This window comes from Pseudomonas graminis, assembly GCF_900111735.1.
Lineage (GTDB): Bacteria > Pseudomonadota > Gammaproteobacteria > Pseudomonadales > Pseudomonadaceae > Aquipseudomonas > Aquipseudomonas graminis.
Genome location: NZ_FOHW01000004.1, coordinates 161,280 through 177,152 on the forward strand (window position 1 = coordinate 161,280; position 15,873 = coordinate 177,152).

The 15,873-nt window shown below is 60.5% G+C and carries 10 protein-coding genes; 8 read left to right on the plus strand and 2 right to left on the minus strand.

All coding sequences use genetic code 11. The features are described 5' to 3' along the window. Nucleotides 1-73 precede the first annotated feature (73 nt). Together BMY98_RS05230 and BMY98_RS05235 are read right to left on the minus strand one after the other, a co-directional pair. On the minus strand, nucleotides 74-1,630 hold the full coding sequence (locus tag BMY98_RS05230) for a TerC family protein (protein WP_074885687.1): 1,557 nt from the start codon (nucleotides 1,628-1,630) through the stop codon (nucleotides 74-76). Nucleotides 1,631-2,033: 403 nt separating this feature from the next. Then, nucleotides 2,034-2,525, minus strand: coding sequence for a GNAT family N-acetyltransferase (locus BMY98_RS05235; protein ID WP_074885690.1), 492 nt, complete (start codon nucleotides 2,523-2,525; stop codon nucleotides 2,034-2,036). Between the two features lie 604 nt (nucleotides 2,526-3,129). Between BMY98_RS05235 and glgA the strand changes: the two genes are divergently transcribed. The 8 genes from glgA to BMY98_RS05275 all read left to right on the plus strand — a co-directional run bounded on the left by glgA (nucleotide 3,130) and on the right by BMY98_RS05275 (nucleotide 15,812). Beyond that, the gene (gene glgA / locus BMY98_RS05240; protein WP_074885693.1) at nucleotides 3,130-4,716 is read left to right on the plus strand and encodes a glycogen synthase GlgA; all 1,587 of its coding nucleotides are present in this window, start codon (nucleotides 3,130-3,132) and stop codon (nucleotides 4,714-4,716) included. Nucleotides 4,717-4,741: 25 nt separating this feature from the next. Continuing rightward, nucleotides 4,742-6,568 (plus strand): malto-oligosyltrehalose trehalohydrolase, encoded by a 1,827-nt coding sequence (treZ, locus tag BMY98_RS05245; protein ID WP_074885696.1) that lies wholly within the window; start codon nucleotides 4,742-4,744, stop codon nucleotides 6,566-6,568. Next, the gene (malQ, locus tag BMY98_RS05250; RefSeq protein ID WP_074885699.1) at nucleotides 6,558-8,642 is read left to right on the plus strand and encodes a 4-alpha-glucanotransferase; all 2,085 of its coding nucleotides are present in this window, start codon (nucleotides 6,558-6,560) and stop codon (nucleotides 8,640-8,642) included. Before treZ ends, malQ begins: the two co-directional genes overlap by 11 nt. After that, complete coding sequence (locus tag BMY98_RS05255) at nucleotides 8,639-11,425, plus strand: malto-oligosyltrehalose synthase (RefSeq protein ID WP_074885703.1); 2,787 nt, start codon at nucleotides 8,639-8,641, stop codon at nucleotides 11,423-11,425. The genes malQ and BMY98_RS05255 overlap by 4 nt, the downstream gene beginning before the upstream one ends. Before the next feature lie 16 nt (nucleotides 11,426-11,441). Then, the gene (locus tag BMY98_RS05260; RefSeq protein ID WP_074885704.1) at nucleotides 11,442-11,900 is read left to right on the plus strand and encodes a DUF2934 domain-containing protein; all 459 of its coding nucleotides are present in this window, start codon (nucleotides 11,442-11,444) and stop codon (nucleotides 11,898-11,900) included. Nucleotides 11,901-12,074: 174 nt separating this feature from the next. Further along, nucleotides 12,075-14,261 (plus strand): glycogen debranching protein GlgX, encoded by a 2,187-nt coding sequence (glgX, locus tag BMY98_RS05265; RefSeq protein ID WP_074885707.1) that lies wholly within the window; start codon nucleotides 12,075-12,077, stop codon nucleotides 14,259-14,261. A gap of 662 nt (nucleotides 14,262-14,923) precedes the next feature. Continuing rightward, a complete protein-coding gene (locus tag BMY98_RS05270) occupies nucleotides 14,924-15,253 on the plus strand; it encodes a hypothetical protein (protein ID WP_074885710.1) in 330 nt (109 codons plus the stop codon). Between the two features lie 253 nt (nucleotides 15,254-15,506). Next, nucleotides 15,507-15,812: a DUF6482 family protein gene (locus tag BMY98_RS05275; RefSeq protein ID WP_074885713.1), complete on the plus strand. Its 306-nt coding sequence runs from the start codon at nucleotides 15,507-15,509 to the stop codon at nucleotides 15,810-15,812. Nucleotides 15,813-15,873: the final 61 nt, after the last annotated feature.

Here is a 15,873-nt window from a genome sequence, read left to right on the forward strand (position 1 = left end):
TCGCTCCAACTAAAAAGGCCTGCGCAATGCAGGCCTTTTGTGTTTTCGCCGGGATGGGTGTGCATCAGCGACATTATAAAGGCGGTGTCTGGCGCAGTAGCACGCGGGTCACCCGACGCTCCTGTACCTGCACGACTTTCATGTGCCAGCCCTCCCACTGCGCCTCATCCCCGATCACCGGCAACCGGTCAAGCAGGCTCACCACCAGCCCGGCCAGGGTCTGATAATCACTCGTCGCCCTCGCTTTGAAGCCGATGCGTTCGCGCAGATGGCTGAGGTTCATGGCGGCATTGACCAGCACGTCCTCACCTTCTTCGATCACGTCCGGGCCCTCGATTTCGCTGGCGTCCGGCAGCTCGCCGGCGATGGATTCGAGAATGTCGGTCATGGTCAGGATGCCGGCGAAATCGCCGAACTCGTTGATCACGAACGCAATGTGCGTCGACTGCGCGCGCATCTGTTCCAGAGCGTTGAGGATCGAGAAGCTCTCCAGCAGGTTGAGGGTCGGTCGCGCCAGGTGCTCGATGTTCGGCTCGGCGCCGGACAGCCAGGCGTTGAGCATTTCCTTCTTGTGCACGAAGCCCAGCGGCTCGTCGATACGGCCCCCGCGGATTAGCGGCAGCCGCGAGTACGACGAGGTGACCAGTCGCTGGCGAATGCCTTCCGGCGTGTCATCCAGATCGATCACGTCGATGTCGTTGCGCACCGTCATCACACCGCGAATGGGCCGCTGCGCCAACTGAAGCACGCCGCTGATCATGACCCGCTCGCGGCGGTCAAACACCACCTCGTCGCTGTCGCCATCGAGCATGTCGGCGATCTCCTCACCGACCTCCTCCGCGCTCGGCCTGCGGCCACCCAACAGGCGCAGCACGGCATGGGCGGTGCGCTCGCGACGTGGCAGGTCGCCTTTGACGCTGCGCTTGCGCCGTGCCCGGGCGATCTGGTTGAACACCTCGATCAGGATCGAGAAACCAATGGCCGCATACAGATAGCCCTTGGGGATATGGAAACCCAGGCCATCGGCGGTCAGGCTGAAACCGATCATCATCAGAAAGCCCAGGCACAGCATGATCACCGTCGGGTGGGCGTTGACGAAGGCGGTCAGCGGCTTGCTGGCGATGATCATGATGCCGATCGAGAACACCACCGCGATCATCATGATCGACAGCTCATCGACCATGCCCACGGCGGTGATCACGGCGTCCAGGGAGAACACCGCGTCCAGCACGACGATCTGCGCGACGATGGGCCAGAACAACGCGTAGGTCGTACTGCCCGCTCGCTGGGCGACGTGGCCTTCCAGCCGCTCGTGCAGTTCCATGGTCGCCTTGAACAGCAGGAACACCCCACCGAACAGCATGATCAGGTCGCGCCCTGAAAAGCTCTTGCCGAAAACCTCGAACAGCGGCTCGGTCAGCGTGACCATCCACGAAATGCTCGCGAGCAGGCCCAGGCGCATGATCAACGCCAGCGACAGGCCCAGGACTCGCGCACGGTCGCGCTGCTCGGGCGGCAGCTTGTCGGCGAGGATGGCGATGAACACGAGGTTGTCGATGCCGAGCACCAGCTCAAGCACGATCAGGGTCAACAGGCCAAGCCAGGCCGTAGGGTCAGCGATCCATTCCATGGGTCAGCGCCCCTTTACAGTCAATGGAACAACCACGAAAAGGCCCGACGCACCGCGAAGTGGGTCGAGCCAGGGAGATATCGTGTTCAAGCGGGATAAAGCGAAGTGAACGCCTTCGACCCCGTTGGAAGGGAGTCGGCGACTGGGAGGTTCCAGAGAAAGCGACATGTGAGTCCTGAAAGCAATACGGGAGGCGATCCTATCGCGCTCCCGGAATCGTCTTACAGGACAGAACCGTTACAAATGGTTTGCGCATTGAGTAGGACCGGCTTTAGCCGGGAAAGCGTCAGGCGTCACACCGCAAAATTGAGGGCATTCAAACCGGCCTCTTCCCGGCTGAAGCCGGTCCCACTAAAAGCATCGCGTGCATCCCGTGGAATCGGCTTTCGCCATGACCACTCCGCTACAGCGCTTTCTGCCAGAACAACGCTCGGCCCATCTGCGGGTCCAGCTGGTAGTCGGCAAACCCCAGCTTGCGGTAAGCGCCTTTCGCCGCGTCGTTACCTTCCAGTACTTCCAGTGTGATTTTGCAGCAGCCGCGCTGGCGGGCGATTTCCTCGACCTTGGCCAGCATCTTCTGGCTGATACCCTGCCCTCTGGCGGAGGCGATCACCACCACGTCATGGACATTGACCAAGGGTCGGCAGGCGAAGGTCGAGAAGCCCTCGAAACAGTTGACCAGGCCAACCGGCTCACCGGCGATGAACGCCAGCACGCTGAACGCATGAGGCCGCTTGGCCAATTCGATCGCCAATTGCTGACGGGTGTCCATGGACAGCGACTTGCCGCCACCCATCGCGTCTTCGGCATATTGATTAAGCAGAAATCCGATCGCGTCAGCGTGAACCGAATTGCTGTAGCTGGCTTGCAGTACCAGAACCTCAGGGGCTTGCATTGACTTCCTCTACTGCTGGAGAAACCTCAACAGGCGCTCGACTCAGTGTGCCGACGTGCCACGTGGCGGCGATTCTAACGCCCTGGCGGAGAAAATATCCTTATACAGAAGTAGGAAATGTCTCTGATCGGTCAGGAATTCTTCCGCCATGCACCGAGAAAAGGCACGGCAATCGGATTGCCCGCGTCACGTCCCACAAAAGCGCATGAGTTGCATCGGAGTAGACCAACGGCTCGATCATTGTCCAACAATCCGACCGGCGGTACCCCTTTATAAAGGCCGCCACCCCATGCTCCACAACGGCGCATTCAGGGGGCCGCAGATCACTGCAACGCTTCGCCATTCACCCTGCACCCCATCGCAACCCCGCATGCCAGACATGGCCCGGAAAAATAGTCGAAACTTCTACACAGGCGCCGGGGTCATGTGAATAGAGCAACTATGCTGTTGAAAAATCGAAGCAGAGTCCGCTTTCACCTTGTCCCTTAATGTGCAGTCGGTAAATGGGTATCGATCTTGCGTAGGTCTTGTGTGCCTGGCCATAGGAAATGGCCGTTTACAACTAAGTGCTGTACCAACACTGCATATCGAACTGGAGAAAACGATGATTAGTGCCGCTGTCAAAACCCAGAAGGGAGAGAGTTTTAATCAGCCGGCCAGCGAGCTGACCCATCTGCCGGTCTTCGCAACGACGAGCGCACCTGTGCTGCAACTGCCTCCTGTTCAACCAGTGATTTCTTCGGTAACCCGCAAGAAAGTCCTGTTCGTGACTTCAGAGATGGCCGACCTGGTGAAAACCGGCGGTCTGGGCGATGTGTCTGCTGCACTGCCGCGCGCCATGCGCCACCTGCACGATGTACGCGTGCTGATTCCCGGCTATCCCCAAGTCATCAATAGTGGCAATCCGATCCACATCATCAGTGAGCTGCCCGGCCACGCCGCGCTGCCACCTTGCAAGATCGGCCGGATGGACATGAAAGACGGCCTGGTCATATACGTCCTGATCTGTCCCGAGTTGTACGAGCGTGAAGGCACGCCCTACGGTGACAATGACGGTCGCGACTGGTCCGACAACCACATTCGCTTCGCCCGTCTGGGCCTGGCAGCCGCCGACTTTGCGGCCGGCGCGGTCAAGACCCAGTGGTGCCCCGAGCTGGTTCATGCCCATGACTGGCCAGCAGGTCTGGCGCCGGCGTACATGAAATGGCGCGGCCAGACCACGCCGTCGATTTTCACCATTCACAACCTGGCGTATCAGGGCTTTGTGAGCATCGCCTCCAGCCGTGAGCTGGGTATTCCGGACTCGGCACTGAGCCCGGAAGGCATGGAATTTTACGGTCAGCTGTCGTTCATCAAGGCCGGTATGGCGTATTCGAGCCACATCACCACCGTGAGCGCGACCTACGCCAAAGAAATCACCACACCGGATTTCGGCTGTGGCCTGGAAGGTTTCCTGCAGAGCAAAGCCGATCGCGGTCAGCTCAGCGGCATCCCCAACGGCATTGACGAAAGCTGGGACGCTGCGACGGACGAACACCTGATTTGCCGCTTCGCACCGAATGAGTGGACCCGCAAGGAAATCAACGCCGACTACGTGCGCGAGCTGTTCGAGCTGGAGCCGTCCACCGGCCCGCTGTTCGCCGTGGTCTCTCGTCTGGTTTACCAAAAGGGTCTGGACCTGACCATCGGTGTTGCCGAGTACATCGTCAACAACGGTGGCCAGATCGCAATCATCGGCCGTGGCGAGCCTGAAGAAGAAGACGCCATGCGCGACCTCGCCGCTCGCTTTCCGGGCCAGGTCAGCGTGCGTGTCGGCTTCAACGAAACCGACGCACGTCGCATGTTCGCCGGCAGTGACTTCCTGTTGATGCCATCGCGCTACGAGCCATGCGGCCTGAGCCAGATGTACGCCCAGCGCTTCGGCTCCCTGCCGATCGCCCGTCGCACGGGCGGCCTGGCGGACACCATCGAGGACGGCTGCACCGGCTTCCTGTTCGACGAATCCACCGTCGAAAGCTACACCGACGCCCTGACCCGCGCATTCAAGGTCTTCGAGAGCTCCCTGCTGCTCAACGCCATGCGTTGCAGGGCCATGGCTGCTCCATTTGATTGGCACAAGGCGGTTGAACCCTATGCCGATCTCTATCAGGAGCTGCTGAAGAAGACCGCAGGTGCGGCATTGCATTATTGATAACTCACTGATTAAGGAATTACGGATGCCTTCGCGCACGGATCACAACTGGCGCCACGGCGCCGTCATGCTGGATCAACAACACACCCGGTTCGCCCTCTGGGCACCGGATGCCAAAAGCGTCAGCGTCGAATTCGAAAACGGGCCTGCACAGGCCCTTCAGCCAGAGCAGGACGGCTGGTTCGTTCTCGACGCCAAGTGTGTTGCCGGCACACGCTACCGTTACAACGTCGCCCTCAATGAACAAGACACCCTCACTGTTCCTGACCCGGCTTCCCGGGCTCAGGACGGCGACGTGCATGGTTACAGCATCGTTGTCGACCAAGACGCCTATCAGTGGCAGAACACCGAGTGGCAAGGTCGGCCCTGGCACGAGGCGGTCATTTACGAGTTGCACGTCGGTGCGCTGGGTGGCTACGCAGGCGTTGAAAAGCGCCTCCAGCATCTGGTTGACACCGGTGTCACCGCCATCGAGCTGATGCCCATCGCGCAGTTCCCGGGTGATCGCAACTGGGGCTACGACGGCGTGTTGCCTTATGCCGCGCAGTCTTCCTACGGTACACCCGACCAGCTCAAGCACCTGATCGACACCGCCCACGGTCTGGGTCTGGCGGTGATTCTCGACGTGGTCTACAACCACTTCGGGCCGGACGGCAATTACCTCGGCGCCTACGCCAAGCATTTCTTCCGCAGCGACAAGAAGACCCCGTGGGGCGATGCGATCGACTTCCGCCGTCGTGAAGTGCACGACTTCTTCATCCACAACACCATGATGTGGCTGCAGGACTATCGGTTCGATGGCCTGCGTTTCGACGCTGTACACGCCATCGAAGACCCGACCTTCCTGCAAGACCTGGCACAGCACGTACGCGATGCGATTCCGGCCGAGCGTCACGTCTGGCTGACCCTGGAAAACGAATTCAACGAAGCCGGGCGCATGGATCAGGGCTACGACGCCCAGTGGAACGATGACGGCCACAACACCCTGCACGTCTTGCTGACCGGCGAGACTGACGCGTACTACACCGACTTCGCCGAAAAGCCCACGCAAAAGCTGGCGCGCCTGCTGGGCGAAGGCTTCGTCTATCAAGGCGAATCCACCCGCCATGGTCATGCCCGGGGCGAACCAAGCGGCCACCTGCCGCCGACCTCCTTCGTGTTGTTTCTGCAGAACCACGATCAGATCGGCAACCGTGCCTTCGGCGAGCGTCTCGTCCAGTTGAGCCCACCGCAAGCACTGAAGGCGGCGACCGCGCTGTTGCTGCTTTCACCGATGATTCCGCTGATGTTCATGGGCGATGAATGGGGCGCGAGCGAACCCTTCCTGTTCTTCACTGACTTCCATGACGAGCTGGCAGACGCCGTGCGTGAAGGCCGTCGAGGCGAGTTCAAGGATTTCGCCGCGTTCAAGGACCCGGCCAAGCGCGAGCAGATCCCTGACCCTAACGCGCTGAAAACCTTCGAAGCCTCACGCCCGGCGTTCGATGCGTTGCTGCTGGAAACCGACAAGGGTCAGGACCATCGCAACTGGCTGGCGCTGTACAAGACGCTACTGGAAATCCGTCGCACCGAGCTCTTCCCTCGCCTGCACGGTGCGAGTGCCCTCGGCGTGAAAGAGCTGGGCGACAAAGCCGTCAGCGCACGCTGGACACTGGGCGACGACAGCGAGCTGCGCATCGATCTGAACCTCGGCACCGAGGCGGTCGACACCGATGACTACACCGGCTACAGAGTGCTTCATCAGTCCCACGCCAAGTCCGCAGAACTTTCCCCATCCGCCACCCTCAATCCATACACGGCCATTGTCAGCCTGAAATCGAGTGATGTTGTGGAGGAACAGGATGAGCAATGAGCAACTGGAAATACTGGCGGCCCAGGCGGGCCTGTCGGTTGACTGGAAGGACGCCAACGCCAAACCGCAGCACGTAAGCCCCGAGGTCCTGCGCAAGGTCCTCGGCGGCCTGGGTTACCCCGCTGAGACAGATCAAGACGTCGAAGCCAGCCTCAAACGTCTGAACGAGGAGAGCCAGTCAGCCACTCCGCCGCCGTTGATGACCGTCGACCATGGCCAGGATCTGGATCTGTCGAGCTGGTTCACCGCAGGCACTGCATTCAAGTTGACGCTGGAAGACGGTTCGCTGCTTGAGGCGAAACTCACCGACAAAGCCGCCCTTCCAGGGTTAGCCACAGTCGGTTACCACCAGTTGGAAGTGGACGGCCAGCAGTTGACCGTCGCCGTTGCGCCGAAGACCTGCTTCAGCCTGACCATGGCCAACAAGAAGGCGATTGCCCGCGACTGGGGCCTGACCACTCAGCTGTACTACCTGCGTCGAGACGGCGATGGCGGTATCGGCGACACCCAGGGGCTGGAAGCCTTCGTTCGCGAAGCGGGTCGCCGTGGCGCCTCGGCGGTCGCGATCAGCCCGGTTCATGCGATGTTTTCCAACGACAGCGAGCGCTATAGCCCCTACTCGCCTTCCAGCCGGCTGTTCCTCAACGCGCTGTATGCCGCGCCGGGCACCATTCTGGGTGACCGTGCGGTTGAGCTGGCGATCGAGAAGTCCGGCCTGGCTGACGAGTTCAAGCGTCTGGAATCCCTGGAGCTGATCGAATGGCCCGCCGCAGCCAAGGCAAAATATGCCCTGCTTCGCGAGCTGTATGCCGGTTTCATCGGCAGCGATCACCCCTTCCATGAGGACTTCAAGAGCTTCCGTCGCGCGGGTGGTGAAGCCCTGGAAAACCACTGTCGGTTTGAGGCCTTGCGTGATGCAGGCGATGAACTGGGCATCGGCGGCAACTGGCATGAATGGCCAGAGCAGTTCAAGAATCCGAAGAACCCTGCTCTTGATGCCTTTGCTGCACAGCATGAGAAAGAGATCGGCTTCCACGCTTTCGCCCAGTGGCTGATCGCTCGCGGCCTTGAGCGCGCACAGACCGCTGCCCGTTCGAGCGGCATGAGCGTCGGCTTGATCGGCGATCTGGCCGTCGGTGCAGACGGTGCCGGCAGTCAGGCCTGGAGCCGTCAGGACGAACTACTGTCCGCGCTGACCGTGGGCGCGCCGCCGGACATCCTCAACCGCTCGGGCCAGAGCTGGGGTATTTCGGCGTTCTCGCCGACGGGCCTCAAGCGCAACGGCTTTCAGGCGTTCATTGAAATGCTCAGGGCCAACTTCGCCCACGCCGGTGGCCTGCGCATCGACCACGTGATGGGGCTGCAGCGCCTGTGGGTGGTCCCGTTGGGATCGCCTGCCAGTGAAGGCGCTTACCTGAACTACCCGCTGGACGACATGCTGCGTCTGTTGAGCCTGGAATCCTGGCGTCACGAAGCGATTGTTCTGGGCGAAGACCTCGGCACCGTGCCCGAAGGTCTGCACGAGAAGCTGTCCGAGCGTGAAATTCTCGGCATGCGCGTGCTCTTGTTCGAGCAGGATGATGCGGTGTTCAAGCCGATCACCAAATGGTCCAAAGATGCACTGGCGACCACCAGCACCCACGACCTGCCCACCCTCACCGGTTGGCTGAGCGAGCTGGATATTCAGTGGAACAAGACCCTGGGTTTTGTCGATGACGAAACCGAACAGAAGATGCGCGACGGTCGCGAGCGTGAACGCAAAGGTCTGATCACTGCACTCAAGCAGAACTACAAGATGCCAGCCGGCGAGGACAACATCAGCGCCGCCGACATCATCGACCACAGCATCGCTTACCTCGGCCACACCCCGGCACCGCTGGTGTTGCTCCCGATCGAGGATGCCCTCGGTATCGAAGAACAGGCGAACTTCCCCGGCACCATCGACAGTCATCCCAATTGGCGACGTCGGCTCAACGGCGACAGCGGTTCACTGCTGGATAACGCCGATGCAGCGCGACGCCTTGAAATTCTGGCAGCGGCACGCAAACAAGCCGCGGAGCGTGATCAAAAATGAGTACCCCGCTTAAATCCCTGCGCGCCACCCAGCGATTGCAGTTCCACAAAGACTTCACCCTCGACGACGCCACCAAACTGGTGCCGTACTTCGCCAGCCTGGGCATCAGCCACATATACGCCTCGCCGCTGCTGAAAGCCCGCGCCGGTTCCATGCACGGCTATGACGTTGTCGACCCGCGCGTGATCAACCCCGAACTGGGCGGTGAGCCTGCGTTGCTGCGCTTCGTCGCGGCGCTGCGCGAACACGGCATGGGCCTTATTCTCGATATCGTCTCCAACCACATGGCAGTCGGCGGCAACGACAATCCCTGGTGGCTGGACCTGCTGGAGTGGGGTCAACGCAGCCCGTACGCCAAGTTCTTCGACATCCAGTGGAATTCACCGGACCCGCTGCTCAAGGGGCAACTGTTGCTGCCCTTCCTGAGCACTGATTACGGCACGGTGTTGCAGAACGGTGAAGTACCGCTGCGTTTTGATGCAGAAAACGGCAGCTTCCACGCCGAGCACTACCAGCACCTCTTCCCTATCAATCCGGCCACGTACGCGCCGCTGTTGAAAGCAGCGAAGCGTCCCGAACTGGACGAACTGGCGCAGCGTTTCGCCGAGCTTGATCACTACCCTCAGGCCTACGAGCGTGCCCGTCAGGCCAAAGCGGAACTGGCCGAAGCGGTCAAAGCCAAGCCCGAGCTGGTCATGGCCATCGAAGCAGGTTTGGGGCAGTTTGACTCCAGCACGCCTGAAGGCTTCGATCGCCTGCACCGCTTGCTTGAGCAACAGGATTATCGTCTGGCCAGCTGGCGCACCGCGGGCGATGACATCAACTGGCGGCGTTTCTTCGACATCAACGAGCTGGGTGGCCTGAAGGTCGAGCGCTCGCAGGTGTTCGAAGCGACCCACGGCAAGATTTTCGAGATGATCGCTGAAGGCCTTGTAGACGGCCTGCGCATCGACCACATCGACGGCCTGGCCGACCCGCGCGGTTATTGCCGCAAGCTGCGCCGTCGCGTCGACAGCCTGATGAAGCTGCGTCCGGCGGGCACCGAGCTTGCGCGCTTGCCGATCTTCGTCGAGAAGATCCTCGGTTCCGACGAGCAACTGCGCACCGACTGGAATACCGATGGCACCACCGGTTATGAATTCATGAACCAGGTGTCGCTTCTGCAGCACGACCCGAAAGGTGAAGCCGTGCTGGGCGAGCTCTGGAGCCGCATCAGCGGACGCACGGCCGACTTCAACAAGGAAGTGCTGGAAGCCCGCGATCTGGTCCTCCACGGCACGTTGGCGGGCGACTTCGAGAACCTTGCCCAGGCGTTGCTGCAGGTTTCGCGCAGTGACGTGATGACCCGCGACATGACCCTTGGGGCGATCCGCCGCGCGCTGCTGGCGCTGGTCAGCAATTTCCCGGTGTATCGCACCTATCTCACCGCGTGCGGCCGTTCTGCCGAGGACGAGCGCTTCTTCCAGCAGGCCATGGACGGCGCGCGCGAGATGCTCGGCGAAGGCGACTGGCCGGTGCTGGATTCGCTCAAGTTGTGGCTGGGTGGCGAGAAGCTGCGCGACTACCCGACGGGCCCATTGCGCGAAATGCGCCGCAAGGCCGGCAACCGCTTCCAGCAACTGACCTCGCCCGTGGCGGCCAAATCGGTGGAAGACACCTCGTTCTATCGCTCCGCCGTGCTGCTGTCGCGCAACGATGTGGGCTTTCACCCGCAACATTTCAGTGCGCCGGTGGAGGCGTTTCACCAGGTCAGCGCCGAACGTCACAAAACCTTCCCGAACAACCTGCTGACCACTGCAACCCACGACCACAAGCGCGGCGAAGACACTCGCACCCGTCTGGCCGTGCTCAGCGAACTGGCGCCGTGGTATGCCGAGCAGGTCGAGCGCTGGCAGCAGCTGTCGGCACCGCTTAAGGCTGGAGACACCCACATCAGCGCCGGTGACGAGCTGATGCTGTATCAAGCGATCATCGGCAGCTGGCCGCTGGATCTGGAGGGCGAGCCGGCTTTCGAAGCCTATGCCAAGCGCCTGACTCAGTGGCAGGAAAAGGCCCTGCGTGAAGCCAAGTTGCAGAGCAGCTGGAGCGCGCCCAACGAAGCCTACGAGACCGCTTGCCGCGAGTTTCTGCAGCATGTGCTGCTCAATGCTGACGGCGTGGCGCTGCGCCAATCCATCGGTGCAACGGCCAATCGCATCGCGACCGCCGGCGCGCTCAACAGTCTGGCGCAAACTTTGCTGCGAATGACGGCGCCCGGTGTGCCTGATCTGTATCAGGGCACCGAGTTCTGGGACTTCAGCCTGGTGGATCCGGACAACCGTCGTCCGGTGGATTACCCCGCTCGCGAACGTGCGCTGCAGGCTTCTTCGCCAGTCACCGAGCTGTTGGACCAGTGGCACGACGGCCGGATCAAGCAGGCGTTGGTCGCCCAGGTGCTTAACCTGCGCAACCAGTACCCCGCCCTGTTCAGTGAAGGGGAATATCAACCGCTTGAGGTGGTCGGGGAAAAAGCCGATCACGTCATCGCTTTTGCCCGGGTAACGAAGGAGATGCGGGCTATTGTTGTGGTTCCGCGCTTGCCGGCTGAACTATTGGGCACTGCGCAAACTCCATTCATCAATGCAGCAAATTGGGGCGATACACGAATCAACCTGCCGTTCGCTGATTCACATCCAAATTGGAAGGGACTTTTTTCACAGGCTACAGTCACATCCAGCAAGGAAATGTTGCTCAGCGCAGCGCTCAAGGAAATTTCTGTAAACCTGCTTATACAAACCTTGTGATACCGGGAGTGTCGAGATGAGTGCCGACGATAAAAGAATCAGCGAGCTTGCCCACCAGATCTGGGAAACGGAAGGCAAGCCACATGGGCAAGATGCCCGCCACTGGGAAATGGCCAGCAAGTTGGCAGCCGCCGAGGCGAAGTCGCCTAAAAAACCGGCGGCTGCTAAGACGGCGAAGTCCAAGCTTGACGGCAAGGCGGAGCCCAAGGCTGCCGCCGCCAAACCTGCTCCTAAGGCTGCTGCTAAGGCTGCTGCAAAACCGGCTGCGAAGTCTGCTGCCAAGCCTGCAGAGAAGTCCGCTGATCAGACTGCGAGCAAGCCTGAGCCAAAAGCCGATGCCAAGCCCGCCGCCAAACCGGCAGCGAAGGCACCTGCCAAGCCCAAGTCCGCCGCAACCGGTGCTGCCGCTAAACCGGCCAAGCCAGCCGCCAAGCCTTCTGCCAAGAAGCCTGCCGCAGCGAAGCCTGCACCTTGATCACATGCCCTAACGCGTCACTGCTGCGCAGCTAACACCCCTACCGCAGGGATCGCCTTAAAACGGTCTTGACCCTGCGGTAACTTTCAAACCTGTTGCATCGATGGCGCAGTCACGTACTGAGGCCACGGCTTTGTTCGCCTTCAGGAACTCATTCGAACGTCAGGAATACACATGAGCACGCAAGATAAGAACGCCGCTACACAGAATGAATCCGGCAACGCTGGCAGCCCCGAAGTCACCGCCTCGCGCATTCGTGAAGGCCTGCCCTTCCCGCTGGGCGCCAGCTGGGATGGCCTGGGCGTCAACTTCGCCATCTTTTCCGCCAACGCCACCAAGGTCGAGCTGTGTCTGTTCGACTCCGCCGGCGAAGTCGAGCTTGAGCGTATCGAGCTCCCGGAATACACCGACGAGATTTATCACGGTTACCTGCCCGACGCCCACCCGGGTCAGGTCTACGGCTACCGCGTCTACGGTCCGTACGACCCGAAGAACGGCCACCGCTTCAACCACAACAAACTGCTGATCGACCCGTACGCCAAGCAACTGGTCGGCGAGCTGAAGTGGTCTGAAGCGCTGTTCGGTTACACCATCGGTCACCCGGACGACGACCTCAGCTTCGACGAGCGTGACAGCGCCCCGTTCGTGCCCAAGTGCAAGGTCATCGACCCTGCCTACACCTGGGGCCGCGAACAGCGTGTGGACGTGCCGTGGGACAAGACAATTTTCTACGAGACCCACACCCGCGGTTTCACCATGCGTCACCCGTCTGTGCCCGATGAAGTCAAAGGCACCTTCGCCGGCCTGATGGTCGATGACGTGATCAAGCACATCAAAGGTCTGGGCGTGACCTCGATCGAATTGCTGCCGATCCACGCCTTCGTCAATGACCAGCACCTGCTGGAAAAAGGCATGACCAACTACTGGGGTTACAACACCCTGGCCTTCTTCGCACCGGATCCACGCTACCTGGCCCACGGCAAGATTTCCGAGTTCAAGGAAATGGTTGCGCACATGCACCATGCCAACCTGGAAGTGATCCTGGACGTGGTCTATAACCACACCGCCGAAGGCAACGAGCGCGGCCCGACCCTGTCGATGCGCGGTATCGACAACGCCTCGTACTACCGCCTGATGCCGGATGACAAGCGTTACTACATCAACGACTCCGGTACCGGCAACACCCTCGACCTGAGCCACCCGTGCGTGCTGCAGATGGTCACCGACTCCCTGCGTTACTGGGCAACCGAGATGCACGTCGACGGTTTCCGCTTCGACCTGGCCACCATCCTCGGCCGTTACCACGATGGTTTCAGCGAACGCCACAGCTTCCTCGTGGCCTGCCGCCAGGATCCGGTGCTGCGTTCGGTGAAATTGATCGCCGAGCCGTGGGACTGCGGTCCGGGCGGTTACCAGGTCGGCAACTTCGCGCCGGGCTGGGCGGAGTGGAACGACAAATTCCGCGACAACATCCGTGCGTTCTGGAAAGGCGACGAAGGCCAGCTGGCAGACTTCGCCAACCGCATGACGGCGTCGGGCAATCTGTTCAACCAGCGTGGCCGCCGGCCGTACGCTTCGGTGAACTTCATCACCGCCCATGACGGCTTCACGCTGCACGACCTGGTGTCGTACAACGATAAGCACAACGAAGACAACGACGAGAACAACCAGGACGGCAGCAACGACAACCGTTCATGGAACTGCGGCGTCGAAGGCCCGACCGACGATCCGGAAATCAACGCGCTGCGCCTGCGTCAGATGCGCAACTTTTTCTCGACGCTGCTGCTGGCCCAGGGCACGCCGATGGTGGTCGCCGGTGACGAGTTCGCCCGCACCCAGCATGGCAACAACAATGCCTATTGCCAGGACAGCGAGATTGGCTGGGTCAATTGGGATCTGGACGAAGACGGCAAGGCCCTGCTGGCCTTCGTCAAGCGCCTGATCAAGCTGCGTCAGTCGTACCCGATCCTGCGCCGTAGCCGCTTCCTGGTAGGCGATTACAACGAGGCACTGGGCGTCAAAGACGTCACCTGGCTGTCGCCAAGCGGCGAAGAGATGACCATCGAGCAGTGGGAAGATCCGAACGGGCGGTGCCTGGGCATGTTGATGGACGGCCGTGCGCAGGAAACCGGTATCCGTCGTCGCGGCTCTGAAGCCACGCTGCTGCTGCTGGTCAACTCGCACCACGACGGCGTCAATTTCACCCTGCCGGAAGTGCCGGAAGGCCTTAACTGGACCAGCCTGATTGACACCAATCAGCCGGAGATCGATGGAAAGGATCAGTTCGAGTTCGGCAGCGAATACACGGTCACACCGCGCTCGCTGTTGTTGTTTGAACTGCAAAAATCTCCACAGGCGTAATTACTCGCGTCTGGATTCATAGCGACACGCTTGCCCGCGACAGGGTCGGTCAGCCGGACACAACGGCTGAACGATCCGGTCGCGGGCAAGCTTCGTTTCAGGCACCGGTTTTACCACCTTCGTATTGCCCCTGCGCTGTACCCCCCGGATTCATTGACCTTGTAGTCACGAATCGACCTTTGTGTTCTGAAACTACAAAATATGTAGTGCCTTAAAATAATCACTACAAAGCCATTGACGATGTCTTTTGCCGACTGCATAGTGCAGGCGTCTCCCCGATCGGGAGAGCTGGCAAATGTATTCCGGGCCCGTTCGACACAGCCGTCGAACAACCTCTGGATGTGTGCTGCCCACAAGGCAGATTGATGAAGCCGAACCGGCAAGATCGACCCACCAGGCCGAGCGCTGGCGACACGTCCTCATGACACTTGTGGTCGACCACCCAGTCGCCCGTGTCCTCGAGGCGTCCGCCCTCACTCCCCCAGGCTCGACCTTCCACCTCTGCTCTCATCAATGCCCACACCTTGCGGCCCGGCACCGGCTCTGTGTACCGACGGACCTTGCTTGTCAGCATATGGAAGGAGTGCGAGTCGACGGACGATTCGCCATTGCGTTTGAACTCACTCGATAGATTAACCAGTGGTCAAAAAGGGGTAACAACCATGAACCTGAACAACCAACCTACCATTGATCAATTGGCTCGACTGTTCGCCGCACGCAAGGATTCTCTTGATAGCCATATCCTCTGGGTGTGCGAGGAAGGCAACGTGCACATGGACGGTCTGGGTGCCTGCACCGAGGAAGAACAATTCGAGAGTCAGCACCCGCACATGCGTGCCCGACTGAAGATGTACCGCAAAGGCCACGGCTACGTCGGCAAGAAGGCCGCAGCGGACAAGCAGTTCCTCGGCCAGGTGCTGGAAACCCTGAGCAGTGAGTGGGGCGCCGTGCAGCAAGCGCCTGGCCTGCGCGTCATCGACAAGCTCTGCTGACCGCCGCTGTCCTGACTTACGCTGCCGCCTGCTGATGGTTTTCGCAGGTGGCGGCGGGTTTTTCAGGTGCCGGCTCCTTCTTTGATGTGCCGGCACTCTTCTTGAAACACCCCTCCTCCCCCCTTCTCCGCCTCTCCTGTTTTTGCGTTGAACTTGCCACCGCCAGCCTCTTCCAATACAGGCAGGCCGCATAGACGGTCTCGCATCAATCCATGCAACAGACAACGCCCGCGGGCGTCATTAAGGTGCCGTAATGGATCTGGACAAGCTCAGCAAACACGTCAAAGCCGGAGAAGTCACTGAGGTCAATCTGGTCTCGGTCGAAGGTGGCTCCTATGTTATTCATGCGCTCATGGATGGCAAGTCCAATGCCGTCAGCAGCCCGGACGGCAAAGTCCTGCACGTCGCCTCCATCGACGAAGCGCGCAAATGCCTGTCGTCCACCGAGGAAGTTAAGCTTTTCATCGTCCATCCCGTGGTTTACGACGAGATGGTCGGCCAGCCGCACACCACGCCCGAAGCGCCACGCCAACCCATTCCGTTTCGCTCGGGTAATTGATCGGGATGTGAGACCGGCTTCAGCCGGGAAGAGGAATGTGTGATCAACCCGGATTTTATGG

What these genes read in the sequence shown, in the direction of transcription:
- BMY98_RS05255 (WP_074885703.1), top strand. Translation starts at nt 8,639, where the DNA reads ATGAGTACCCCGCTTAAATCCCTGCGCGCCACCCAGCGATTGCAGTTC.
- treZ (WP_074885696.1), top strand. Translation starts at nt 4,742, where the DNA reads ATGCCTTCGCGCACGGATCACAACTGGCGCCACGGCGCCGTCATGCTG.
- BMY98_RS05235 (WP_074885690.1), bottom strand. Translation starts at nt 2,525, where the DNA reads ATGCAAGCCCCTGAGGTTCTGGTACTGCAAGCCAGCTACAGCAATTCG.
- malQ (WP_074885699.1), top strand. Translation starts at nt 6,558, where the DNA reads ATGAGCAATGAGCAACTGGAAATACTGGCGGCCCAGGCGGGCCTGTCG.
- BMY98_RS05270 (WP_074885710.1), top strand. Translation starts at nt 14,924, where the DNA reads ATGAACCTGAACAACCAACCTACCATTGATCAATTGGCTCGACTGTTC.
- BMY98_RS05230 (WP_074885687.1), bottom strand. Translation starts at nt 1,630, where the DNA reads ATGGAATGGATCGCTGACCCTACGGCCTGGCTTGGCCTGTTGACCCTG.
- glgX (WP_074885707.1), top strand. Translation starts at nt 12,075, where the DNA reads ATGAGCACGCAAGATAAGAACGCCGCTACACAGAATGAATCCGGCAAC.
- BMY98_RS05275 (WP_074885713.1), top strand. Translation starts at nt 15,507, where the DNA reads ATGGATCTGGACAAGCTCAGCAAACACGTCAAAGCCGGAGAAGTCACT.
- BMY98_RS05260 (WP_074885704.1), top strand. Translation starts at nt 11,442, where the DNA reads ATGAGTGCCGACGATAAAAGAATCAGCGAGCTTGCCCACCAGATCTGG.
- glgA (WP_074885693.1), top strand. Translation starts at nt 3,130, where the DNA reads ATGATTAGTGCCGCTGTCAAAACCCAGAAGGGAGAGAGTTTTAATCAG.